Consider the following 24,054-nt stretch of genomic DNA (forward strand, 5'->3'; position numbering starts at 1 on the left):
GTGACTCCTGTGAGTGACCGGGTACGGGTCGACCTCGCCGCACACCGCCGGGTCCGGCCGCGTCCCGGCGCGCACGACGAGATCGTCGAGCAGACACCGATGGGCGACGCGCTGGTGCGCGAACTGATGCGCGTACAGCTCGGCCTCGCCCTGCGCCTGGCCGCCGTCGTCGCCGTCGCCCTCGGCGGCCTGCCGCTGCTGTTCACCGTCTGGCCCGCCGGCACCCACGTCGCCGTCGCCGGGATGCCGCTGCCCTGGCTGCTGCTCGGCGTCGCCGCGTTCCCGTTCCTGGCCGGCGCGGGCCTGGTCTACACCCGCCTGGCCGAACGCAACGAAGCCGACTTCGCCGCCCTCGTCGGCCGCCCCGCCGAACGCGGCACGCCACGCTGACCTGTCGCCCGGCTGACATCGAAAGATCTAGACGTGCCGACACGCCGTCGCTAGTGTGACCCTTCTGACCTGGCAGAAGGGCATCGGCTGTGGACGACGACGTGGCAGCCCGCAGTTACGTGTGGCGCGCACTGGACCAGTTCGAGAGCTACGGCGACGCCGAGGCGATCCGCGCCCCCGGCCGCACCCTCACCTACCGCGAACTGCGCACCGCCGTGCTGACCACGGCCACCGCCCTGCACGAACAGGGCGTCCACGCCGGAACCTCGGTCGCGATCCTCGTCGGCAACCCCCACGAGGCGATCTTCCTCCAGCTCAGCCTGCACCTGCTCGGCTGCCGCTCGGTCTGGATGATCCCGTCCGCCCCGCACCGGCACCGCGTCGCATTCCTGCGCCTGGCCGAAGCCGACGTCTTCGTCTACGACGCCCGCACCCACGACCAGCTCGGCCGCGAACTGCTCGCCGAAGTCCCGCACCTGTCCGTGCTGTGCCTCGGCGACGGCGGCCTCGGCCCCGACCTGCTCGCCCACGCACCCGCCACCGAGCCGCCGATCGGCCGCGACGGCCCCGCCGCCGAACCGCACTCGCTGTTCCAGACCGGCGGCACCACCGGCACCCCGAAACTCGTCCTGCACCGGCACACGTTCTTCCAGACCCTCGCGGCGTACTCCGACCACTGGACCGCCTCCGGCGGCCACCCCCTGCGCCACCTCGCCGTGTCCGCGTTCTGGCACGTCAGCGCACAGGTGCCGGTGCTCATGACGCTGTTCACCGGCGGCACCCTGGTCATGCACGACAAGTACGACACGCAGCCGTTCCTCGACGCCATCGCCCGCGACCGGATCACCAGCATCCTGCTCCCGCCGCCCCTGCTCTACCAGCTGCTCGACGACCCGCGCCTGGCCGCCGCCGACACGTCCACCCTCCAGATGATCTCCTGCGGCGGCAGCGCGGCCGCCCCCGCGCGCCTCGCCCAGGCCGTCGACCGCTTCGGGCCGGTGCTGCGCCCGGTGTACGGCATGACCGAAGCGCCGTTCATCACCGCGCAGGCCGGCCTCACCGTCGACCCCGCGCACCCGGAACGGCTCGGCTCGTGCGGGCTGCCGTTCGGCGACATGCGCGTCGAGATCCGCGCCGCCGACGGAACCCCGCTGCCCGACGGCGAGACCGGCGAGGTGTGGATCAGCGGCAGCCTGATGATGGACGGCTACCACGGCGAACCCGGCCTGACCGCGCAGACCCTGGTCGACGGCTGGCTGCGCACCGGCGACGTCGGACGCCTCGACGCCGACGGCTACCTGTTCCTGGTCGACCGCGTCAAAGACATGATCATCACCGGGTACGGGTCGACGAACATCTACAGCCGCCCCGTCGAGGACGCGCTCGTCGCGCACCCGCAGGTCCGCGCGGCAGCGGTCATCGGGGTTCCGGCCGACGACACCGGTGAGGCCGTGCACGCATATGTGGTGCCCGAGCCCGGTGCCGACCTCAGTCCCGACGAGCTGCGCGGGTTCGTCATCGGGGAACTCAACGAGATGTGGGCGCCGCGGACCATCGAGTTCGTCGACGATCTGCCGCTGACCGCGATGGGGAAGGTCGACAAGAAGGCGCTGCGGGCGCGGTACCTGGCGTCGGCCCCGGCAACGGCGTGACCGCCGAGGCCGTCGCCCGCCGTCGTGGCGGGCTCGTCGGCGTGCTGGTCGCCGAGGCGATCTCGCAGGTCGGCACGAAGATGACGTTCGTGGCCCTGCCGTGGCTCGTGCTCGTCGAAACCGGCAGCCCGACGATGATGGGCCTGGTCGCGGCTGCGGAGATGGTGCCGTACGTGGCGGCGGGGGTGCTCGGGGCACCGTGGATCGACCGGCTCGGGGCCTGGCGGGTCACCGTCGACGCCGACCTGCTCAGCGCGGTGGCACTGATGGGGATCGTGCTCGGGTATCGGGACCTCGGGTTCGGGGCGCTGCTCGTGCTCGTGGCGATCGCCGGTGGGCTCCGAGGGCTCAGTGACCGGGCGCGGGCGGTGCTGCTGCGGCCGATGATCGAGCTGGCGGGAGCGGAGACGGCACGGGTCACCGGGTTCTATGACGGGATCGGGCGGTTGACCACGCTGATCGGTGCGCCGGTCGGTGGGCTGCTCATCGCGTGGACTGATCCGTTGACGGTGATGGGGGTGGACGCTGCCACGTTCGCGGCGTCCGGGCTGATCGTCGCTGCGCTGGTGCGGATGCCGGAGCCCGCAGCGGTGGCGGAGCCTGCCGGGGCTCGGGAGTCCTACCTGGAGTCGCTGCGGGGTGGGTTCACGTACTTGAAGTACGACCGGCTGATCCTCGGGGTGCTGGTCATGCTGTTCGTCAGCAACCTGGCGACGCAGGCGCACCAGGTGGTGTTCGTGCCGCTGTGGGTCAGCGAGCGGCTGGGGACGCCGGCAGGGCTGGGGGTGGTGTTCGGGTCGTTCGCGCTGGGGGCGGTGCTCGGGAACATCGCGTTCACGGCCATGGCGAAGAGGCTGCCCCGGTATTGGACGTTGACCGCTGGATACCTGGTGGGCGGGGCGCCTCGGATGCTGGTGCTGGCGTTCACGGATTCGCTGCCCGTGGTGGTGACGGTGTTGTTCCTGTCGGGGGTCGGGCTGGCGGCGGTGAACCCGATCATCGGGGCGGTGCTGTATCAGCGGGTGCCGGTGGCGTATCAGGCGCGGGTGTTCGGGCTGGCGGCGGGGAGCCTGGTCGGCGGGTGGCTCGCTAAAGACGTAGGTCTTACTGCGGGTCTGATGGCGTGCGGGCTCATTTTGCTCGCTGCGACGCTTGGCCCGGTGTTCGGGTATCGCACTTGGCGGCAACTCGACGACACCGAGTCGGTGTTCGAGGTGCCGGTGCTGGGGCCTTCGTTAGCGGTGACGCTTGCCTACACAGGAGGCGCGTGGTGGATAAAGGCTAACCAGGGTCGGGTAAGACTGGGAGCGCCACGACAACTCGATGCTGGTATAGCGCTGGGCGCTCTGGAGGCGTTGGCACCTGCCGAGGCGTACCTCGTTGCAGAGCGCATCGTTGCAGGCCAACGCGAGGAAGCCCGCACTGAGGCTGATCGGCTGCGAACCCTGATCATGGATGCAACGGTTAGGCTCAATCAGGTGGAAGAGGCCATAGCAGGGTTGCAAGATCAATAAACAATCGTGCGCGTAGCAACGGCTGTCCCCAGGGATGTGAACACGTCCGGCTACCTGGATGGAATCGTGAAGCCCGGATTGGGCGCGCGGCTCAGGATGGCGCTAACTGTTGTCGGCTTTTGAGTCTCGTTCGCGCGCAGCCGAGCTCAGCTCCAGACATTTAAATGTCACCAGCTTGCCATAGGAAGCATTCCACCAACTAGGCCGTCTGTTGTAGATCGACTGCGTCTGCTGCTCTCCAGTACTCCGTACTCAACTTGCAGTTTCGTCAGCGAGCATTGCATGCGGGGCCGGCCAGCGCTCGCCGATCAGAGGCCGGAACTGTTCGGCAAATGTCGACACTTCGTAGACCAGGCTAATCATGGGCACCTAGAACGCGAACGAGGCGGCCGTGGCGATGTGGGGTAGGCCAAAAGAACAATTCGGCTCATTCGTTCAGCCAGATTGCGGCCCGGCATCCAGGTTGCCGCTTCCTAAGGGCCTCCGAACTCAGTAGATTGTGGAGCTCTGCCCATTGGAGGAGAATCGTGCCATCAGTCGGTCGAGCAGCCATCGAGCGAGCAGTATTAAACGTCGCGAACCGAGGCGACACTGACGTGTTCCCGTATCCAATCGAGAATCACGTGTTTCACGATCGCGCCAATGAGATATCAGATTTAATTGAGAAGATGTCGGTCGACTTTAACGGATCCCTCGACCGGATTCCTCTTGCAAGTTATTCATGCCTTGCTCCGATTGGCTATACTGGCTATAGATGGGCAACGCCGATTGACCCTTTGTGGAACGCCTATCTCTTATCTCTCGTACTATCACTAGCGCCCAAGATCGAGGCGGCTAGAATAGATCCGGCAGAACAAACTGTATTTTCCTACCGATATGACGACACCTCGTTGTCGGGGGTCTTCGAGATCGACGGTTGGGGTAAGTTTCAAGAGCGCTGCTACGAGCTAGCCAGTCAGCACGCCTACATCGTCAGCGTCGATATAGCTGATTTCTATTCGCGCATCTACCATCATCGGCTTGACAATGCCCTGCGTGAGGTGGACGACTCTGGTCTCACTCGTACCAAGCAGATCATCGCCATTTTAACAAAATTGAGCAACGGCACGTCCTACGGACTCCCGGTAGGCGGAAATGCGGCTCGTTTGCTTTCCGAACTCGTGCTGAATCGCGTTGACAGGCTACTGATGGCCGACCCGCACCTTGGAGAGTTCTGTCGGTACGCAGATGATTACCGGTTCTTTGTCAAGGATCTTCAGTCAGCACACCGGTGCATCGGAATGCTTTCAGAGAAATTAATGAGGAACGAAGGGTTTTCGCTGCAAAAGGCCAAGACCCGGATCATGACCTCCGCCGAGTATCAACTCGTCACAGAGCCTAATCAAATTGCGGAACCAGGTGGACCCGGCAAGTTTCTGGGCCTCAGACTCCACTTCGATCCCTACTCTACCACCGCAGTCGAAGACTACGAGAGAATGATGGCTCAGGTCGCAGAGTTCGACATTCTCGGCCTGCTGCGCGAGGAGATCACCAAGGGAAGAGTACATGTTGCGCTTACTAAGAAGCTCGTTGGTGCGCTGCGTTATTTAGACGAATCGAGTCGGATTCAGGCAGTTGTTTCTCTGCTCGACAACATCGACACCCTGGCGCCAGTCGTACCTCAAGTGATGCTCTCAATCCGTCAATGTCTCGACGATACTCGTGATATAGGTGCTATAAACTCGATCCACCGTGCGATTAGGCAGCTGATTACTGATGGCCATTATATAGCTAAGAACGACCTTAACCTGTCCTACATGGTGCGGGTTCTGGCCTCCCATCACTCCGTAGAAAACGAGCGCCTGCTAATTCGCTTGTACGATGAGCCGCATGGTTACGGGACTCAGTCAGCCCCCAACATTCAACGCGATGTCATGCTAACTCTTGCGAAATGGGATGTTAGGTACTGGCTTAGCGAAAGGAAGCATTCCTTTGGCGTAGATCACGCTTGGGTTAGAAGGGCGTTCCGGCTTAGTAGCTATCGCCTAGGCGACGAGGGAAGGCATTGGCGGGGAGCAAACAGGGTGCCTGTCGATACTCTGGATGCTATAGCCCAGGACTGGGCGGCGGCACGCTCGGCAAGTCCCGCCTGGGTGATTCCGGTATGATTTCGGTTCGCCGCTTTTCACTCCAAGCATCATTATGGCGGCAGCACGCGCCGATGATGGAACAGTTGGTACGTTGGATCAACCTCCATGAAACGTCCTATGGGCGCCAAGTGATGGTTCAAAATCACCCGAACAGGAACGCCCTCATAGCTGAAACGGCGTTCCGGCGAGCTGCTGTAGAAGCTCCGCTCTTCGAAGAGAACTTAGACGCTGAAGTCAAGGCCAGCGAAATGCTAGCACTACTACCAAGAGGTCAATTCGGCGATCTTCCATTAACGCGCTCCGAGCGCACTGAGACAACTCTAGTGCAGCAGAACATACAACTATATTGTGGTAATTTGGCCGATCCGAAGTTTTTCTACTCTGTGCCTGGCTGCGGGATTGTTGACGCGGCCTTTGGTGACATTAAGGATGAAGGTCACCTAGCTGAGATAAAAGCAGTAACACGGCCCTTTAGGTCAACAGACATTCGCCAGCTTTTAACATATTCGGCAATGCTTTATGCATCCGGCAGATCGGTAGACAGATTGAGTCTTTATAACCCTCGCCGGGCTCGACTATTCACAACGACATTGAATGAAGTGTCGTTTAGCGTCGGAGGACGCTCTGGCAGCGAACTGATGCAGGACCTCATCGACAGCATGGTCGGCATGCAGGTATCCGTATGAACTGAACGCCGTAACCGTGCGAGCGAGCACATCGCAAGGGGAATGAGCGACGTCACGACTCATGGTCGTGCTTCTGCGGTTTACCGCCGTCGGTGTTTGAGTGCGACCGTCACGTGCTGCACCGCGTCGCCCGACCGCCCACTGGGGTGGCCAACAGCTAGCGCGCATAATTGGGTATTGCTACTTCGATTGAGTACGTGAGATTAGCGCTGGCGGTCGACGAGCACTCTTTCGATCGGCGGCGCGGCTACGGACCGTCGGGTGACAGACCCACTGGGCCACGTGGCCTTCGCAGTTCCACTCAGGTCAGATGGGTTGGTGCATCGAGACCAGAGGCTCCTTTTAGCTCTCGCACTGCCCGTAACACTCGTTGCTTGTGCTCGTAGCACAAGGCGGACGTTGGCTGGCCGCAGTTGCCACACCATGTGATCGGTACACCGGCCGGTTCACGGGTTCGGCGCGGACGAGTCAGTACCCCGATCAGGAGCCCGGCGATGAGCCCGGCGACGGCGCTCAGGACGAACATGTGTTGCCTTCTTTCCGAGGTGGGTGCCGGGACGGTCGGGGTGCGAGCCATGGGCCGTCCCGGCACCGGCTCCTACAGTGGTCCGCCGTCCCTGCTCAAGCAGGGCTGGTCAAGCGGTGACGGCACCTGTGTGCCGAGATGGCCGACAACGCGCGCGGCGGCCTGCTCGGCGTGTTCGAGAAGCGTGCGCAGCGGTGAGTACGCCACCTTGTTAGCGAGTTTGCGAGCGGTGTCCGCCTGGTCGAGTCCAGCGACAAGCACGCGGGCCTGTTCGAGGGCGCGAAGAACGGTCTGCATTTCGTTCGCAAGGTCCACTGGACTGCTCATGGCGACTCCTCGTCGATCTATGATCGACCGGCTGTGACATCAGATTGGTAATTACCTTTGCATTGTCCTCTTTGGTTGGTCAAGGGTTGCCGCTAGATTGGTTAGGACGTTTTCGGATGAGGGGTGGGTCGACGTGCCGGGCCAGCCGAAGTACCAGCGAATCGCAGAACAACTGCGCCGCCAGATCGACGACGGTGGGCTGCCACCTGGTGCGAAGCTGCCCACGGAGGAAGAGCTCCAAGCTGCATACGGGGTGTCTCGTCCGACGGTGAGAGACGCGACCGACGTGCTACAAGCGGCTGGGCTGGTTGAACGCCGCCCAGGGCGTGGTGGTGGCGTGTTCGTCCGTGAGCAGGTGATGATCGAGGCCTACGCGTGGCGCGATGACCAGCCGATGAGCACCACCTCAGAGGCTGATCTCTTCTTCCGCACGGTGCGCGAACAGGGGCATGAGCCCAGCCAGGAGTTTTCCACTCGGGTCGAGCCGATGCCGGCTGATTACGCTGCTCTGCTGCACGTCGACGTGGGTAGTACGGCTGCCGTGCGCCGATGTCTGCGTCTCGTCGACGGTGTGCCGCATTCGATCCAGGACTCGTGGTATCCACAGTGGTTGTGTGAGAAGGTTCCGCAGCTGTTCAGCCCGCACAACATCGCCCAGGGGACGACCAAACTGCTGAGGGAGCGTGGCTACCACCAGGTTGCCGCGCTGACCACGACCAGCGCCCGTATGCCCACCCCGGTCGAGGCCGTGCTGTTGCAGATCCCCGTCGTGGCGGGTACACCGGTCTTGCACAACGTGCTGACCGGCTACACCGCTGATCGGCCGCTGCGCATCTCAGCGGCTGTGTTCGCAGCGGACAAGGTCCGGCTGATCTCGGCTCACGGCGACATCGAAACCATCGCCAGGCTCCGTCGATGATCATTCGGCGTGCGCGGTTGCGAGACATCGACACCATCCTCGACTGGCGCACTCAGCGCGCGGCCTGGCTGGCTGAACGCGGCCAGGCTCAGTGGCAGACGCCATGGCCTCGCTCGGCGGTGGCTGCGGCGATCCAAGCGGGCCAGACATGGCTGGTCTGGGACGATGACGTACCGGCGGGTTCGATCACGCTGGCTGCGTTCACCGACCTCGACGGGCTGTGGAAGTCCGACCGAACACCGGACGCGGACGCCATCTGGCATCCGATCGACGATCCAGTCAACGCTCTCTACGCCTCGAAGATGATGGTTCCTCTCGGATACTCCGGTGCAGGACTGGGTTCCGAACTGCTGGACTGGGCCGCAGGAAGCGCCTATGACGCTGGGGTCCTCTGGTTGCGTCTTGACGCCTGGACTAGCAACACCGACCTACACGCGTACTACACAGGGCTCGGCTTCGAACACGTCCGCACCGTTACCAGCCGTGTGTCTGGTGCCTGCTTCCAGCGCCCAGCTCAGCCTTATCGCGGAACACGTCTCAAAGAAGATTGGTCATGACGCCTCTACCGGTGGACCTCAAGCTGTTCGGCTGGCACCTCGACGCGCGGGTGCTCGACTTCCTCATGCGCACCCACGCCGTGCTGGACGTCGACGAGTACGGCGGCTGACCCACCGGGCAGGGCTGCGGTGCCCACCAGCGCGTTCCTTGGCGGGCACCGCAACGAACTGCTAGATCGCGAACCCGCCGTCGGCGTCGATCGTCGCACCAGTGACGTAACGGCTGTCGTCGCGGGCGAGGAACGCGACCGCTGCCGCGATGTCGGCCGGTGCGCCGTAGCGCCCGACAGCCGTGAAGCCCTTGATCACTTCGGCGTACGGGCCGTCGGCCGGGTTCGCGTCCGTGTCGGTCGGACCGGGGTGGACCAGGTTCACCGTGATCCCACGCGGCCCCAGTTCACGACCGAGCCCCTTGGTCAGCCCGATCAGAGCCGTCTTGCTCATCGCATACAGGCTGTGGCCGGGGAACGTCGTCCGCTGTGCGACGTTGCTGCCGATGTTGATGATCCGGCCGCCGTTGACCATGTGCCCGGCGGCCGCTCTGGCGGCGACGAACGGCGCGCGGACGTTGACGGCGACGGTCAGATCGAAGTCGGCCACGCCGAGGTCTTCGACCGGCCCGGTGAGGTAGATCCCCGCGTTGTTGACGAGGATGTCGAGCCGCCCGAACTCGGCCGCGACCTGGTCGACCGCCGCGGTGAGCGCGGCCGTGTCGGCACTGTCGGCCCGCACGGCCAGCGCGCGGCGTCCAGCGGCCTTGATCTGCTCGACCACCTGTTCCGCCCGGTCGGCGTTCTGCTGGTACGTCAGTGCCACGTCGGCACCGTCCTCGGCCAGGCGCAACGCGACCGCCGCCCCGATGCCCCTGCTGCCACCCGTAACCAATGCCACTTTTCCGTCAAGAACTCTGCTCATGAGCCAAGCCTGCTGGACCCCGCCTTGTGGGTCTGGCGGGAACCAGACGGCGCATTCTCGGCAGGAACCGCAGGCCACGATGGGCCACGCGGCTTCCCGATCAAGAGCCCGAAATCCGGCACTGATCACCACCCGTCACACGAATCGACTCGCGCGATGCGCCGACCCGTCGCGTTCCCCGGATGTCGAACGCTGCTCCACCTGCGCTGATAGCTTTCGAAGGATGCCTAGGTAGGAAGGGTGCGAACCATGTCCCACCACCTCGATACCCCACTTGCCCGGCAGAACGGGCGCCTCTACATCGACGATCTCTACGTCTTCCAGGGCGACGCGTCGACCGTCTTCATCCTCGACGTCAACTCGACCATCACCGGCCCCGACGTACAGGCGGGGCTGCACCCCGAGGCCCGGTACGAGTTCAAGGTCCACGTCGACGACAGCCCCTTCGAGCAGTTGACCCTGCGTATCGCCGCCGACGCCGAGCCCGACGCCGACGGCAGGCAGACCATCACGGTGTCCAGCCTCACCGGCGACGAGGCTCGCGACGACGGCGCGACGGGCACCGTGCTGGCGACCGGGCGCACCGGCGAGGAGGTCACCGGAGGGGGCGTACGTGTCTGGACCGGCCGGGTCGCCGACCCGTTCTACATCGACCTCGGCCAGCTCGCGACGATCAACGCCGCCGTCGCCCAGGGCAGCAGGATCGACGGCGCGGCCTGGGATCCGCAGCGCGCGACGAACTCGTTCGCGAACACGACCGTGCAGGCGATCGTCGTCGAGGTCTCCCACGAGCATCCGGTGCTGCATCCCGGTGCGCGGGTGGCCGTGTGGGGCGCGACGAAGCTGGCGACCGACGCCGGGGGATGGCGGCAGATCAACCGGTTCGGCCTGCCGATGATGTGGCCGATCTTCTGGCCGACCGACGCGGACTTCTCCAACCCGGCCAACGACCGTCACCCGTCGGAGGACCGCGAGGGCGCGGGCAAGTACATCGCCGACCAGATCGCCGCCGTCGTCGCCGCCAACGGCAACTCAGCCGATCCGCAGGGCTACGGCTGGACCGTCATGCATCGGATCTTTCCCGAGGTGATGCCGTACGTCGTCGGCACTCCGGCCTCGTTCGGGTTCGCGGGCATCAACGGCCGCTCACTCGCCGACAACGCCCCCGAGGTCATGTTCTCCCTGGTCCTGGGCAAAGCCACCCCGGACGGCCTGAGCCCGTCCACCAACGACCGCCTTCGCACCACCGCCTTCCCGTACGTCGTCAAGGCGTAGCGGGGCCGCATGATCGCTGTATCGGGTCATTTCGTCAGGTGAAACCGCAGATCTTGACCCGAAATAGCGATCATCGCCCAACGCGCCGAGAGGGCCAAACCCCCGGCGGCGCCCCGCCTACACTGCACCGGTGCCCCGCGACCTGCGTACCGTTCCGAGTCACTGTCCTGTCTGCGACCCGCCGTCGGCACGCGTACGCCGATGAGTGAGGGCTGTGTCCGGGTGGACCGGTCGGCGGCGTTCGCGGTCAACGGGGTGGGAAGCCGGGAGGGCACGCTGCCGTTTCCGCTGTCGTTCAGTGTCTCGTCGGCCGGGGGCGTGTTCGACGTCGTCGCGGCCGCGGCGAGCGCGTCGGAGCTGGTGGACCTGCTGGCGGCGTACGCCCGGGGGCAGGCGGTGGTGTTGAACGTGGGCACGAACAGCTGGCTGAACGACGACTACGGGCAACTGCCGCTGGGCCGGATCGCGGGGGAGCAGGGTGTCGCCGCGCAGGTGCACGACATCCGCTGGGCGGCAACCCGGTACTGGTCCGATGACCTGTTGGTGATGCCGTGGGCGGAGCTGCCGCGTTTCCTGGACGGGTGGTATCCGTACGACATCGAGATCCTGGATGTGGCCGGAACGCTGACGGCCGCCGAGGTGGCCGAGCTGGCGCTGGCGGTCAACACCCGTGCGCCGGATGCGCCGCTGCTGCCGACCGTCGCCGGTGCGAATCTGTGGTTCGGCGGGCACGACGACTGCTATCTGAACCTGGAGACGGCGTCGGCCGATCTCGTGTCGCTGCTGCTGGCCCGGCTGCTGGCGTTGCGGGCCGGGACGGCGCTGCTGATCGACGGGGACCTGGCGGCGGAGGACGTCGTGGTGCCGCAGCCGCCGGTGGCGCTGGCCGCCGCACTGCTGGCCGTCAGCAGTGCCTGGGTCGGCAGGGTCGCGCAGGTCCGTGCGGGTGCGGTCGAGCTGGCGCTCGCGCCGGTGGACGTCCGCTGGCGGACTGGCAATCAGCTGCCCGGCGACATGCCGTACACGCTGACGCTGGACCTGCCCTCGGGTCGCTGGAGCCAGCACGTCACCGGGGCGATCCGATGATGGTATGACCACAGTGGAATGTCTGCCTGAGCTGGATGTATCCGCGCCGGGAGAGTGAACTGTCCCGATGGGACAGCGGGCCTCTTCTGTACGAGCGCCGTGACCCATAGCATTCTGGGCATGGATGCGTTGAAGCTGACTTCTGTCGGCGGCAAGCGACTCGCCGCCGCACTGGCCACCGCGGTCGCGCTCGCCACGGGTGCCGCCACCATGTCGGCTTCGGCGGCGGCCCCGCTGACGGTCGCCGCAGCACTGTCCGCCCAGGACGGTCGCAGCGCCGCCGTCTCCGGTTACGTCGTCGGGCAGCCGACCGCGACGAACACCGTCATCAAGTCGGGCTTCACCGGCGACACCGCGATCGCGATCGCCGACTCCTCGGCCGAGTCGAGCACGTCGCGCATGCTGTACGTCCAGGTCACCGCCGCCTACCGCGGCGCGTTCGGGCTGCAGAGCAATCCGGGCCTGATGGGTCGGCTGGTCACCGTCACGGGCACGCTGACGGCGTACTTCTCGCACGGCGGGCTCAAGGACCCGACCGCGATGAGCCTCGGCGGCGGCTCGTCGCCGTCACCGGTGCCGACCGGCTCGACCGGGCCGTACGACCCCACGTACTACGCGAGCGCGCTCGGCAAGACCGGGCCCGCGCTGCGGACCGCGCTGCACAACATCATCAAGACGCAGACGAAGATCACGTACACGCAGGTGTGGGAGGGGCTGAAGGCCACCGACCAGGATCCCAACAACGCCGGCAACGTGATCCTGATCTACAGCGGGCGCTCGCAGAGCAAGACGACCAACGGCGGCGGCGTCAACGACTGGAACCGCGAGCACGTCTGGGCGCAGTCGCACGGCGACTTCGGCACCGCGACCGGCCCCGGCACCGACCTGCACCACCTGCGCCCCGAGGACGTGACGGTCAACTCGACCCGTGGCAACAAGGACTTCGACCTGGGCGGCTCGGCGGTGGGCGAGGCACCGGGCAACTACACCGACACCGACTCGTGGGAGCCGCGCAACGCGGTCAAGGGCGACATCGCCCGGATGCTGATGTACATGGCCATCCGGTACGAGGGCGAGGACGGCTGGCCGAACCTGGAGCTGAACAACTCCACCAGCAACGGGTCGGTGCCCTACATCGGCAAGCTGTCGGTGCTGCTGCAGTGGAACCAGCAGGATCCGCCGGACACCTTCGAGAAGCGCCGCAACCAGGTCATCTACAACAACTGGCAGCACAACCGCAACCCGTTCATCGACCACCCGGAGTGGGCGGCGGCGATCTGGAGCTGACCCGTCCGGCGGCCGCGGTGCGTTAGCGCCGAGCCACCATCATGATCACGTCACCGGGATCGAGTGCGGCTGCCGCCAGGCCGGGTCCTCGGCGTCATCGCACCAGACCTGCGATCAGGTTGATCGCGCCCGCGACGATCACCACCCCGAACAGGTAGGCCACCAACGCGTGCACCAGGACGGTCCGCCGTACCCGGCGGTCGCGCAGCGTCGTGTCCGACACCTGGTAGGTCATGCCGATGGTGAACGCCACGTACGCGAAGTCGCGGTAGTCGGGCTGGTCGGACTGGTCGGATCCGAACTGGATCGCCCCACCCTGCGTCCGGAAGTACAGGTGGGCGTAGCGCAGCGTGAACACCGTGTTGACCACGACCCAGGACATGATGACCGTCGACCCGGCGACGGCGACGAACACCCCGCGCGACGACCCGCTGGTCAGCCCGGCGAGCCGCAGGGCGACGAACACCCCGGTCAGGCTGGCCACGCTCGCCGCGAGCAGGAGCAGCGTGGCGGAGCCCCTGCTCTCGTCCTCGCGTACGGCGAGTTTGCGGGTGGTGCTGCTGCTCGCCTTGATGATCATCGGCCAGGTGGCGAGCAGGAACGTCAGTGCCATCACGTTCCAGCCGCCGATCGCGGCCAGCTCCCAGGTAGTGATCATGGCCAGTCCCGCGCCGGCGAGCAGCCCGAGGCAGGCGACGACGGCCGCGCGGCGCAGCGCCGGGGCGTGCCAGCCCAGCCAGCGGTGGTAGAACGTGGGGGACGGGACGTCGGCCATGTGTCCAGTTTCCACGATCGGGTGGGGACTCGCGGTCGTGGCGGCTCACTCCGCCTCGCACACGGCGTACTGGGTGTCCTGCTTGGCGGTGTACATGGCCAGGTCGGCTCGGCGCAGGGTGGCGTCGGCGGGTTCGCCGGGGCGGCGCAGCGCCACCCCTGCGCTGACCGCGCCGCCGGTCTCGCGGGCGGCGGCGACCAGCCGGTCGGCGACCCGCACCGCCTCGGCGGCGTCGGGTACGTCGAGGACCGCCACGAACTCGTCGCCGCCGACGCGGAACAGCTCGTCGCCCTCGCGCAGGCAGGCGCGCATGGCCGCGGCCAGTGAGACGAGCACCCGGTCGCCTTCGGCGTGGCCGAGCCGGTCGTTGATCTGTTTGAAGTTGTCGACGTCGATGACGAGCAGCGCCGTGCGGCCGACCCTGGCCCTGGCCAGGCGTTTGGTGAACGGGCCGAGGTGGCGCAGCCCTGTCAGGGGGTCCGTTTCGGCGAGGGACTGCAGCTGGTGCACGGTTTCGAGGCGTTCGTAGCATTCGGCGGCGTTGGCGGTCAGCAGTTCCAGCACGGTGACGGTGCTCGGCTCGACGCGTACCTCCAGCTCGTCCATGACCAGCATCGCGACCTCCAGCCGGGGGTCGAACGCAGTCGCGCGGACCGGGAAGGCGAGTAGCGTCCGCACCCCGGCCCGCACGAGCGGTTCGAAGCCGCGGACGTCCTCGCTGTCGGGGTCGCCGAGGGTGTGCGAGGCGCCGTGCCGGCAGACGGCGTCGACGAGCGCCGACAGCACGTCGGGCGGCAGCTCGGCGACGCGGGCGGGCAGGTCGCGGGCCCCGGCGGCGACGTGGGCGGCGCTGGTGCGCAGCGGAGTCCGGGGCTGGCCGGGCGGGGTGATCCGCCGGGCCAGGACCGTCGCGCTGCCCAGGCCGGTGAGTTCGACGGCGGCCCGGCAGACCAGTGCGGCCAGCTCCGCGCCGCTGCCGGCTGCCGCGAAGCCGAGCGTATGGCGCAGCAGCAGCTCCGCCGCCGACTCGGCGGGCAGCCCGCCGAGCTCGTCGATCCGGTGCCGCAGCCGCCGCCCGACCTCGGCCAGCTCGGTCGCCCACTGCACCGGGTCGGCGACGACGTGGTCGAACTCGATGTTGACGACGCCGATGGGCTGGTCGGTGGGCTCGCTGAGCGGGGCGCAGACCACGGAGCCGACGGGGCGGCCGGCGTGCAGACCGGCGTACGCGACGGAGGCGTCGTGGATCGCGGCGGGCCGACCGGTGGCGAGCACGTGGCCGACGACGCCGTAGTGGCTCGGCACGGCGGCGGGGGCCTGCCACGCGCCGCTGAACGCGACGACCGACAGCTGGCCGGGGCCGAGCAGCAGCACGTCGACGGCGGCTCCGGTGTGGCCGTGCAGCACCGACACCGCGGCGTTGCAGGCGCGCACGACCGTGTCGCAGCTCGCGGCGACGTCGGCCACGTCGTCGATGACACCCCTACCGAGCAGGCGACCCGTCATGTCCTGCGGTTTCCCCCGATGTCGCAGATCGTCCTCAGCGTAGTGGCGGATCGGGATCGGCGTCGGCGTTCCCGCGCGGCCACCCGGTCGGCTGCCGGAGTCCGGGCGTGCCCGCTGCGGTTATCCTGCGCGGGTGTCGGATTCCCCGGAGCGGCCGCTGCTGTTTCTCGACGTCGACGGGCCGCTGATCCCGTTCGGCGTCACCGTGCCGCCCAGCAGCGCGGAACCGCCGCTGGACGATGCGCATCCGCTGCTGTCGCGGCTCGATCCCGGGCATGGCCGCGCGCTGGCGGACCTTCCGTGCGAGCTGGTCTGGGCCACGACGTGGGGGGATGATGCCAACGAGGTGATCGCGCCCCGGCTGGGCCTGCCGCGGCTGCCGGTCGTCGACTGGCCGGACGAGGACGACCCGCGCGACGGCGTGCACTGGAAGACCCGTGGCCTGGTCGCCTGGGCGGCGGGGCGGGACTTCGTCTGGGTCGACGACGAGCTGACCGGCCACGACCGCACCTGGGTCACGGCCAACCATGAGGGCCGCGCCCTCCTGCACCGCGTCGACCCGCGCCGCGGCCTGACCTCCGCCGACTTCGCCGCGATCGCCGCCTGGCTGGCCGCCCGCTGACGAAGATCGCCGTCTCCGGTCGGGAAGTGAGGCGGGACCTCACCTTTCGACCGGAAACGGCGATCTTGATAAGGGGACCGCGCGGGGCGCGGGCCGGAGGTTAGATGCGGTAGATGGCCAGGCCCATGATGGCGGGCTTGCCGTAGGCGCCGGTGACGTTGACGTTGAGGACGCCGTCGGTCACCGTGATGGTGTACGCGCCGTTCTCGCGCCAGTGGCCCAGGGCCAGGTCACCGAGGTTGCTCGCCTTGAGGACGCCTTCCAGGGTGACGTTGAACCGGCGGGTGTTGCCCTGCACGGACTCCATCTCCCAGACGTACACCTGGTAGGTGCCGTTGGCGACGGTCTGCGACATGGAGATGGTGCCCAGGTCCGTGCCGAGCAGGCCGGTGTGGAGCATGTCCACGGTGGCCGAGTCGGGCAGCGGGCTGGGCGTGACGGTGTTGGTGTGGGCGGTGCCGCCGGTGACGGCGAACCCGGTGGACTGGGCCGTGGTCTGGCTGACCCACTGGTTGCCCTCGACGACGACCGCGGGCCCGTTCAGGTTGATCCCCTTGACGAAACCGGTGGCCGGCGGCGTGGACGGGGACGGCGAGGCGGGCGGTGCCGACGGTGACGGGGAGGTGGTGGACCCGCCGGTGACCACGGCGCGGTCGAGGGTGACGACCGTGCCGGAGGCGCTGGCGTTCTTGGTGCCGGTGTTGCGGATCCGCAGCGTGTGGTTGCCCGCGGACAGCACCGGGCTGGTCCAGACCGCCACGTCGCCGGTCTTGGTCGCGGAGTAGAGGTCGACGTTGGTCTCGGTGCCGCCGTCGATGGACACCGCGGCGATGCCGTGGCTCGCGCCGGTGACGGCCCGGTAGACGACCCGGGTGCCGTTGAAGGCCAGGGTGGCGGTCTCACCGGCGGTGAGGCTCCAGCTCTGGCTGGCGTTGTAGAACGTGGCCGGGGCGGTCTCGTTGCAGCCGGTGCAGTGGGTCCAGCCGCTGTAGTTCCACTGGTTCTGCCCGGTGCCCTGGATGGAGTCGTCGACGTTGACCGTGCCCGGGGGCGGCGGCGACGCGCTCGGCGACGGCGACGGCGAGGCCGGGGGAGAGGGCGCCGGTGACGACGGCAGGACGCCGCCGTTCTTCGCGGTCAGGCGTGCGGCCTGGTTCGCGAACATCTGGTACGCCGGGTCGTACTGCGCCTTGGACGTGTCGGGTTCGCCGTAGATGGAGAAGCCTTCGCCGTTGTCGGGCGGCCAGATGAACGTGGCGGGGTTGACGTTGTCGTCCTGCGGGTGCGGCCGGGTCGCCGGGGGCACGACCTTGCCCTCGACCCGCCAGGACAGCCAGCCCGCGCAGTCGTTGTTGTTGTAGATCGTGTCGGCCCAGCCGCTGTAGATGTTCGACCGGGTGACCTTCTCCGCCGCGCTGCGGGCCGGGTAGGCGAACTCCTGCATGAGCACAGGTTTGCCGCTGGCCACCGCCGTCGCGCAGTGCTGGTTGATCAGGTTGTTGACCTGCGCGGGGGAGATGTTGTGGTAGGTCGGGTAGGTGTGCCAGGTCTGGAAGTCGATCGCCGGGACGTTGGCCGCCTCGGTGTTCGGGTCCGAGCCCGCCTGCCCGCCGTAGAAGCCCTCGCTGCCGGTGGTGACCAGCTGCTGGGCGCCCTGGGCCTTGATGTACGACGCCATCTCCTGGAACCAGCCCTGGGCCAGCGACACCGAGCTGACCTCGGGCTCGTTCATCAGGTCCCAGGCGAAGATGGTCGGGTCGTCCTTGTACTTCACGCCCGTGATGCTGTTGGTGCGGTTCAGTACGAAGCTGACCCAGTCCTTGTACAGCTGCTTGGTGCGGGGGTCGCTGTAGAAGAACGTGTAGCGCTGGGCGTGGCTGGACCCGTTGTAGCCGGGGATGTACCACGAGTTGATCTGCTGGGTGCCGCCCGCCCACTGCCAGAAGTCCATCATCGCGATGTTGAGCTTCAGGCCGAGCTGCCCGGCCTTGGCGATGACGTAGTCGTAGCGGCCCAGCCCGTTGACGGTGCTCGGGTTGAACGCGTACGTGTTGGTGGCCGTGTCCCAGTAGATCAGGTACGTGCCGTGCATGCCCATGTTGGACGCGTCGCCGGTGCTGTTCGGGTTCCAGATGTGCGGCTTGGTGGTGCCGTCCAGTGACCCGGTGACCGAGTGCAGGATGCCGCGTACGACGTTGTAGTTGCTGGCGTCGGCGTAGCCGAGCATCGAGTCGACCTCGGCGCGGGTGCCCCAGCCGAGGTAGTGGCTGTTGGTGCCCGCGACGTAGAACGGCTTGCCGTCGAGCATGAACTTCGTGCCGGAGGTGGTGACGAAGCCGGGGGCGGCGTTCGCCTTGTTGCCGACGAGCAGTGGTAGTGCCACGGCGAGGACCATCGCAATCATGAGCGGGATGGCGAGCCGGTTGAGCCGAAGAGCTTTCATGCAGGTCTCCTACCTGTGCTCCTGGTGCTCTGGGGGGAGCGCCGCGTCCGGGGCCGGGCGCCCCGAACACGACGTGCTTCGATTAATGCGCATCTTTCAACCAATACGGACACAGGCGTCCCCGGGTCCGGTTCTTGCTACGCCCGTCAGCCGGCTGCGGGCGGGTCCAGTGGCGGGATGGCGTTCGCGGCGATGACCTGCCGGAACCAGTGGCCGCTGTTCTTGATGGTGCGGTGCTGGGTGTCGCGGTCGACGTGGATGAGGCCGAAGCGCTGGCTGTAGCCGTACACCCACTCGAAGTTGTCGATCAGGGACCACATCACGTAGCCGCGCACGTCGACGCCGTCGCCGATGGCGTCGTGCAGGGCGGCCAGGTGCGCGTGCAGGTAGGCGACCCGGCCGGCGTCGTCGACGCTGCCGTCGGGGCCTACCTGGTCGGCCGAGGCGACCCCGTTCTCGGCGATGATGATCGGCACCGGGCCGTAGTCGTGGCGGATGCGGTTGAGCAGCTCGCGCAGCGCGCCCGCGTCGACGACGCCGTGGATGGTCGACGGGCCGTCGGCGGGGGCGATGTGCACCAGGCCGTCGCTGCCGACCCAGCGGTTGTACGGGTCGGCGGGACCGGGACCGGCGGCGACGTACAGCGGCGTGTAGTAGTTCACGCCCAGCAGGTCGATCGGCGCGGTGATCGTGGCCAGGTCGCCGTCGTGCACGAAGCCCCAGTCGGTGACGTGCGCGGTGTCGGCGATCAGGTCGGCCGGATACTCCCCGCGCAGCAGCGGATCGAGGAAGATCCGGTTGCGCAGCGCGTCGGCCCGGCGCACCGCGTCGCGGTTCTCGGGGGTGTCGACGGGGGTGCGGACCGGGGCCGGGTTGAGCGCGACCGACACCTGGGCGGTGGCGGGCAGGGCCGCGCGCAGTGCCTGTACGCCCAGGCCGTGCGCCAGATTCAGGTGGTGCGCCACGGTCAGCGCGGTGGCGTCGTCGGCGACGCCCGGCGCGTGGATGCCGGAGGCGTGGCCGAGGAACGCGGTGCACCACGGCTCGTTCAGCGTGATCCACAGCGGCACCCGGTCGCCGAGGCGCGCCGCGACCAGTGCCGTGTAGTCGGCGAATCGCTCGGTCATGTCGCGGTTCGCCCAGCCGCCCGCGTCCTGCAGCACCTGCGGATGGTCCCAGTGGTACAGGGTCAGCATGGGCTCGACGCCGTTGTCGAGCAGTTCGTCCACCAGCCGCGAGTAGAAGTCCAGCCCCTTGGTGTTGGCCGCGCTGCGCCCGTCGGGCTGCACCCGCGGCCAGGACACCGAGAAGCGGTACGTGGTCAGGCCCAGCCGGGCCATCAGCGCCACGTCGTCGCGGTAGCGGCGGTAGTGGTCGACGGCGAGGTCGGCGCGGTCGCCGTTGTCCACCCGACCGGGGACGGCGGTGAAGGTGTCCCAGACCGACGGCGTCCGCCCGTCGGCGTCCAGGGCGCCCTCGACCTGGAACGCCGCGGTCGCCGCGCCCCAGCGGAATCCCGCGGGGAACTCCGGAGGTGCGTGGCGGCGGTCGGGCGCGGTCTCCGTGGGGGCGGTCATCGGCGGCACTCCTTGGGGGTCAGGGCCCTGTCGGGCGGTCAGCGCGTGCGGTACACCCCGGTGCTGCCGCGGGGCAGCAGCCGGTAGGGCTCGGCGGGCTGGGACTCGGCTCCCGGCCCGGCGTCGATGGCGGCGAACAGCATCCGCGCCGCCTGCGCGCCCCGGCCCGGAATGTCGTGGGCCAGCGCGGTCAGCTTCGGGTTGACCAGGCGGCACAGCCGGGAGTCGTTGAACGCGACCAGCGACAGCTCGTCCGGCACGGACAGGCCCATCTCCAGCGCCACTTCGAGTCCGGTCACCGCGGTCAGGTCGGTGTGGTAGATGATCGCGGTCGGCCGGTCCGGTGCGGCCAGCAGCCGCCGGGTGGCCTGCGCGCTGTCCTCGTCGGAGAAGTCGGCGCGCACCGTCACCGGCTCGGGCAGGCCGCGCAGGCGGCACACCTCGTGCAGGGCGGTGGTGCGGTCCACGATGTGGCGCATGTTCGGGTCGCCCGCGACGTGCGCGAGGCGGCGGTGACCCAGTGCGGCCAGGTATTCGACCACGTCGGTCATGCCGGCGGCGTCCTGCGACCAGATGCTCGGCAGCGAGCCGGTCCCGGCCGGTCCGCCGATGACGACGGCGGGCAGGTGCAGGTCCTCCAGCACCCCGACGCGCGGGTCGTCGTCGAGCAGGTTGAGCACGATGACGCCGTCGACGCGGTGCTCGGCCCACCAGCGGCGGTAGGTGGCGATCTCGGCCTCGGTGTCCTCGACGACCTGCAGGTTCAGGCCGCAGGAGCGGGCCGACAGCTCGGACTCCAGGCCGCTGATCAGCTCCATGGTGAACGGCTCGGCCCCGAGCAGCCGCGCGGGCCGCTGCAGGGCCAGGCCGATCGCCCCGGCCCGGCCGCCGCGCAGGGCGCGGGCCGCGCTGTGCGGCCGCCAGCCCAGTTCGGACGCCACGGCCAGGACCCGCTGGCGGGTCTCCTCGGAGACGCCGGGCTGGTCGTTGAGCGCGAACGAGACCGCCGACCGGGAGACCCCCGCGCGGCCGGCGATGTCGGCGATGGTCGGGCGCTTCACGGCCGTCCTCCGTTCCGCATGGGCAGCTCCCTCGTTACTAAACCGATTTCGTTACGGACCGGGACAGTAGCAGCGCTCTCCGTCGTGCGGAAGACCCCGGTCGATCGGGTTCCGGTGCTCCCGGATCCGTTGTGCCCGTGCGAATACTCGTTCATCTGCGGTGATACTCCTCTGGGGACATGGCGTAAAAGTTTCCGGCGTAACACGGTGTTGACGTACCTGTGGGCGCGGGCTATGGTCCCGGTCACTGTTTCGATTTAGTTCAACATCGCGTCTGATGGATCGCGACAGGGCCGCCGGGGGATTCACTCCGGGGGTCCGCTCGATGCCGGTCGGACGCAACGCTTCCGCACCTCTCCACGCGCATCGCACCTCACAGGAGTTCACTATGGAGCATGCTCGATCCAGGAAGTTCCGCCGGAGGCCCGGCGCCGTCCTGACCGCGCTGCTGCTGGCCGCCTCGCTCGTCACCGCGGGCTGCGGCAGCGGCGACGAGCCCGAGGCCACCGACGGCCCGGTCACCATCAGCTGGGGCTGGTGGAGCAACACCCCCGAGAAGGACGCGCTCTACCGCAAGTGGCTCGACGGCTTCGAGGCCGCCAACCCGAACATCAAAATCAAGTCCGAGTTCCTGCCCTGGGACGCGTACTGGGACAAGGTGAAGACCACCACCGCCGGCGGCAACGCCTACGACGTGGTCGGCCTGTGCTCCTGCTTCGCCGCGTCGTACTTCGACAACGAGGTCTTCGCCGACCTCAAGAAGATGGACGGCTACGCCGACGCCACCAAGGGCGCCCAGCCCGGCCCGGTCGGCGTGTTCGGCTGGAAGGACAAGCAGTACGCGATGCCCGTCGGCATCTCCGTGCCGCTGGTCGGCTACAACAAGGACCTGTTCAAGGCCGCCGGGGTGGCCACGCCCGACCCGTCGGTGCCGATGACCTTCGACGCCTTCAAGGAGATGGCCAAGAAGCTCACCAAGGTCAACGCGGCCGGCAAGGTCACCCAGTACGCCCTGCACCCGGGCAGCATCAACTTCTGGGAGTCGCTGATCGCGATGCGCGGCGGCTCGATGTACGACAACTTCGTCAGCCCGACCAAGGTCACCGTGAACAGCCCGCAGGGCATCGCGGGCCTGGCCGACTACGCCAGCCTGTTCACCGACAAGATCGTGCCGCCGATCGACGAGCAGCGCGAGAACCAGTGGCTCAACGGCGACCTGGACAGCCTGCGCACCGGCAAGGTCGCCATGGCCCGCGTCGGCCCGTGGAACTTCGCCGACATCGCCGCCAAGTCCCCGAACATCGGCGTCTTCCCGCTGCCGAAGATCGGCGACAGCCTGGTCCTCTACTCCGGCGCCAACGGGTACGCGATCTCCGGTGAGAGCGAGCACCCCAAGGAGGCCTGGGCGTTCCTGAAGTGGATGCTCAAGACCGAGAACCAGGTCGAGTTCGCGAAGTTCAGCGACGTGCCCGTCGACGTCGAGGCGCTGAAGAAGCTGCCCGAGTTCATCACCCCGAAGGACTTCGCGCCGACCCTGCTGGCCTCCGTGCCCGCCTTCCGCCCCGGTCTGCTGACCGTCAAGGAGGAACTGGGCAAGGACGTCGGCCTGATCATCGACGATCTCGGCCGTGGCAAGCTCACCCCCGAGCAGGCCGCCGGTGAGATCGAGAAGAAGGGCAACGCGCTGCTGACGCAGTAGCCCTTCGCCGGTGCCGCCCCACACGCGCGGGGCGGCACCGGCCGGGCCCGGCCACCACGGGGGCGGCCGGGCCCACCACCCCGCCCGACCCCATCCGCGCCCGTTCGGCGCAGGTTCCGACCGGAGGCGTACCCCATGACCATGGCTCTTGACCCGCAGCGGCAAAAGCGCCGCTGGTGGCGGCGGGAGGGGGTGCAGGGATACCTCTACATCAGCCCGTGGCTGCTCGGCTTCCTCATGTTCGGCGTCGCGCCGCTGATCGCCGCGTTCATGACCAGCCTGTCCAAGGCCAACGTGTTCCGCACGATCCGGTTCGTGGGCACCGACAACTACTCCAAGATCCTCACCGACGACCCGGTGTTCGCGACCATCGCCGGGAACATGCTGATCTACGTCATCGGCTCGACGGTCATCTCGATCGGGCTGGGCCTGATCCTGGCGCTGCTGCTGTTCAAGGACTTCCGCGGCAACCACGTCTTCCGCACCCTGATCTACGTGCCGAGCCTACTCGTCGGCATCGCCACCGCGTACCTGTTCAAGCAGGTGTTCCGGGGCGGCGAGGTCGGCCTGGCCAACATGTTCCTCAGCGTGTTCGGCACCGAGCCGGTCAACTGGCTCGGTGACTCCGACAAGCCCTGGCTGGCCCTGGTCGCGCTGATCCTGGTCAACATCTGGTTCACCGGCGGCACCATGCTGATCTTCCTGGCCGGCCTCAAGGGCATTCCGGCCAGCTACTTCGAGGCCGCCCGCGTCGACGGGGCCGGGCCCTGGCAGATGTTCCGCAAGGTGACCCTGCCGCTGCTGTCGCCGGTCATCGTGTTCAACACCGTCATGGCGCTGATCGGGCACATCCAGGTCTTCGAGACCCCGCTCGCGTTCGCCAACAGCGGCGGCGTCGCCACCGGCAACCCGCTGGGCTACGAGAACAGCCTCGGCACGTTCGTGACCTACCTGTACGTCAAGGGCTTCGTCTACCAGGACATGGGCTACGCCTCGGCGCTGGCGTTCATCATGTTCGCCGCCACCCTGGTGCTGACCGGCCTGGTGCTCTGGCTGGCCCGGCGCTTCACCGCGTACGGCGACGCCGACCAGAACTGATCCGGAGGAC

20 protein-coding genes are annotated in these 24,054 nt (G+C 67.6%); 13 read left to right on the forward strand and 7 right to left on the reverse strand.

Annotation, left to right across the window (positions count from 1 at the left end; genetic code table 11):
* Nucleotides 1–9: 9 nt before the first annotated feature.
* The 5 genes from HAV40_RS22135 to HAV40_RS22155 all read left to right on the forward strand — a co-directional run bounded on the left by HAV40_RS22135 (nt 10) and on the right by HAV40_RS22155 (nt 6,371).
* Nucleotides 10–390: a hypothetical protein gene (locus tag HAV40_RS22135; RefSeq protein WP_239087023.1), complete on the forward strand. Its 381-nt coding sequence runs from the start codon at nt 10–12 to the stop codon at nt 388–390.
* A gap of 101 nt (nt 391–491) precedes the next feature.
* On the forward strand, nt 492–2,042 hold the full coding sequence (locus HAV40_RS22140; RefSeq protein ID WP_166384267.1) for an AMP-binding protein: 1,551 nt from the start codon (nt 492–494) through the stop codon (nt 2,040–2,042).
* Complete coding sequence (locus tag HAV40_RS22145) at nt 2,039–3,556, forward strand: MFS transporter (RefSeq protein WP_239087022.1); 1,518 nt, start codon at nt 2,039–2,041, stop codon at nt 3,554–3,556. The genes HAV40_RS22140 and HAV40_RS22145 overlap by 4 nt, the downstream gene beginning before the upstream one ends.
* Before the next feature lie 596 nt (nt 3,557–4,152).
* Nucleotides 4,153–5,703, forward strand: a complete 1,551-nt coding sequence (locus HAV40_RS22150) for an RNA-directed DNA polymerase (RefSeq protein WP_166384269.1) — start codon at nt 4,153–4,155, stop codon at nt 5,701–5,703.
* A complete protein-coding gene (locus HAV40_RS22155) occupies nt 5,700–6,371 on the forward strand; it encodes a hypothetical protein (protein ID WP_166384271.1) in 672 nt (223 codons plus the stop codon). Before HAV40_RS22150 ends, HAV40_RS22155 begins: the two co-directional genes overlap by 4 nt.
* 598 nt (nt 6,372–6,969) lie before the next feature.
* Here the strand turns inward: HAV40_RS22155 and HAV40_RS22160 are convergent.
* Nucleotides 6,970–7,224: a hypothetical protein gene (locus tag HAV40_RS22160; protein ID WP_203672115.1), complete on the reverse strand. Its 255-nt coding sequence runs from the start codon at nt 7,222–7,224 to the stop codon at nt 6,970–6,972.
* 133 nt (nt 7,225–7,357) lie between these two features.
* Here HAV40_RS22160 and HAV40_RS22165 point away from each other — a divergent pair, with 133 nt between their 5' ends.
* Nucleotides 7,358–8,143: a GntR family transcriptional regulator gene (locus tag HAV40_RS22165; protein WP_166384273.1), complete on the forward strand. Its 786-nt coding sequence runs from the start codon at nt 7,358–7,360 to the stop codon at nt 8,141–8,143.
* Entirely contained in the window at nt 8,140–8,700 is a 561-nt protein-coding gene (locus HAV40_RS22170) for a GNAT family N-acetyltransferase (protein ID WP_166384275.1), read from the forward strand. The genes HAV40_RS22165 and HAV40_RS22170 overlap by 4 nt, the downstream gene beginning before the upstream one ends.
* A gap of 171 nt (nt 8,701–8,871) precedes the next feature.
* Here HAV40_RS22170 and HAV40_RS22175 read toward each other — a convergent pair whose 3' ends face one another.
* Nucleotides 8,872–9,615: an SDR family NAD(P)-dependent oxidoreductase gene (locus tag HAV40_RS22175; RefSeq protein WP_166384277.1), complete on the reverse strand. Its 744-nt coding sequence runs from the start codon at nt 9,613–9,615 to the stop codon at nt 8,872–8,874.
* Between the two features lie 249 nt (nt 9,616–9,864).
* On the opposite strand from HAV40_RS22175, the gene HAV40_RS22180 reads away from it, so the two are divergent.
* The 3 genes from HAV40_RS22180 (at nt 9,865) to HAV40_RS22190 (ending at nt 13,263) form a co-directional block, all read left to right on the forward strand.
* Nucleotides 9,865–10,890: a DUF4331 family protein gene (locus tag HAV40_RS22180; RefSeq protein ID WP_166384279.1), complete on the forward strand. Its 1,026-nt coding sequence runs from the start codon at nt 9,865–9,867 to the stop codon at nt 10,888–10,890.
* 201 nt (nt 10,891–11,091) lie between these two features.
* On the forward strand, nt 11,092–11,976 hold the full coding sequence (locus HAV40_RS22185; RefSeq protein WP_166384281.1) for a hypothetical protein: 885 nt from the start codon (nt 11,092–11,094) through the stop codon (nt 11,974–11,976).
* Nucleotides 11,977–12,096: 120 nt separating this feature from the next.
* Nucleotides 12,097–13,263: an endonuclease gene (locus HAV40_RS22190; RefSeq protein WP_166384283.1), complete on the forward strand. Its 1,167-nt coding sequence runs from the start codon at nt 12,097–12,099 to the stop codon at nt 13,261–13,263.
* Between the two features lie 94 nt (nt 13,264–13,357).
* On the opposite strand, the gene HAV40_RS22195 is transcribed toward HAV40_RS22190, so the two are convergent.
* Both HAV40_RS22195 and HAV40_RS22200 read right to left on the reverse strand, forming a co-directional pair.
* Entirely contained in the window at nt 13,358–14,038 is a 681-nt protein-coding gene (locus HAV40_RS22195) for a DUF1345 domain-containing protein (protein WP_166384285.1), read from the reverse strand.
* A 45-nt stretch (nt 14,039–14,083) separates the two neighbouring features.
* On the reverse strand, nt 14,084–15,544 hold the full coding sequence (locus HAV40_RS22200; protein WP_166384287.1) for a GGDEF domain-containing protein: 1,461 nt from the start codon (nt 15,542–15,544) through the stop codon (nt 14,084–14,086).
* A gap of 133 nt (nt 15,545–15,677) precedes the next feature.
* Between HAV40_RS22200 and HAV40_RS22205 the strand changes: the two genes are divergently transcribed.
* Nucleotides 15,678–16,166: an HAD domain-containing protein gene (locus tag HAV40_RS22205; protein ID WP_166384289.1), complete on the forward strand. Its 489-nt coding sequence runs from the start codon at nt 15,678–15,680 to the stop codon at nt 16,164–16,166.
* Nucleotides 16,167–16,266: 100 nt separating this feature from the next.
* Here HAV40_RS22205 and HAV40_RS22210 read toward each other — a convergent pair whose 3' ends face one another.
* From HAV40_RS22210 to HAV40_RS22220, 3 genes are all read right to left on the reverse strand, one after another.
* Entirely contained in the window at nt 16,267–18,609 is a 2,343-nt protein-coding gene (locus HAV40_RS22210) for a glycoside hydrolase 5 family protein (RefSeq protein ID WP_166384291.1), read from the reverse strand.
* A gap of 146 nt (nt 18,610–18,755) precedes the next feature.
* Nucleotides 18,756–20,186 (reverse strand): GH1 family beta-glucosidase, encoded by a 1,431-nt coding sequence (locus HAV40_RS22215; RefSeq protein ID WP_166384293.1) that lies wholly within the window; start codon nt 20,184–20,186, stop codon nt 18,756–18,758.
* A 38-nt stretch (nt 20,187–20,224) separates the two neighbouring features.
* The gene (locus HAV40_RS22220; RefSeq protein WP_166384295.1) at nt 20,225–21,247 is read right to left on the reverse strand and encodes a LacI family DNA-binding transcriptional regulator; all 1,023 of its coding nucleotides are present in this window, start codon (nt 21,245–21,247) and stop codon (nt 20,225–20,227) included.
* A 388-nt stretch (nt 21,248–21,635) separates the two neighbouring features.
* On the opposite strand from HAV40_RS22220, the gene HAV40_RS22225 reads away from it, so the two are divergent.
* Both HAV40_RS22225 and HAV40_RS22230 read left to right on the forward strand, forming a co-directional pair.
* On the forward strand, nt 21,636–22,946 hold the full coding sequence (locus tag HAV40_RS22225; protein ID WP_166384297.1) for an ABC transporter substrate-binding protein: 1,311 nt from the start codon (nt 21,636–21,638) through the stop codon (nt 22,944–22,946).
* Between the two features lie 135 nt (nt 22,947–23,081).
* Nucleotides 23,082–24,044: a carbohydrate ABC transporter permease gene (locus tag HAV40_RS22230; RefSeq protein ID WP_166384299.1), complete on the forward strand. Its 963-nt coding sequence runs from the start codon at nt 23,082–23,084 to the stop codon at nt 24,042–24,044.
* Nucleotides 24,045–24,054 lie beyond the last annotated feature (10 nt).

This window comes from Catellatospora methionotrophica, assembly GCF_011297335.1.
Classification (GTDB): Bacteria; Actinomycetota; Actinomycetes; order Mycobacteriales; family Micromonosporaceae; genus Catellatospora; species Catellatospora methionotrophica.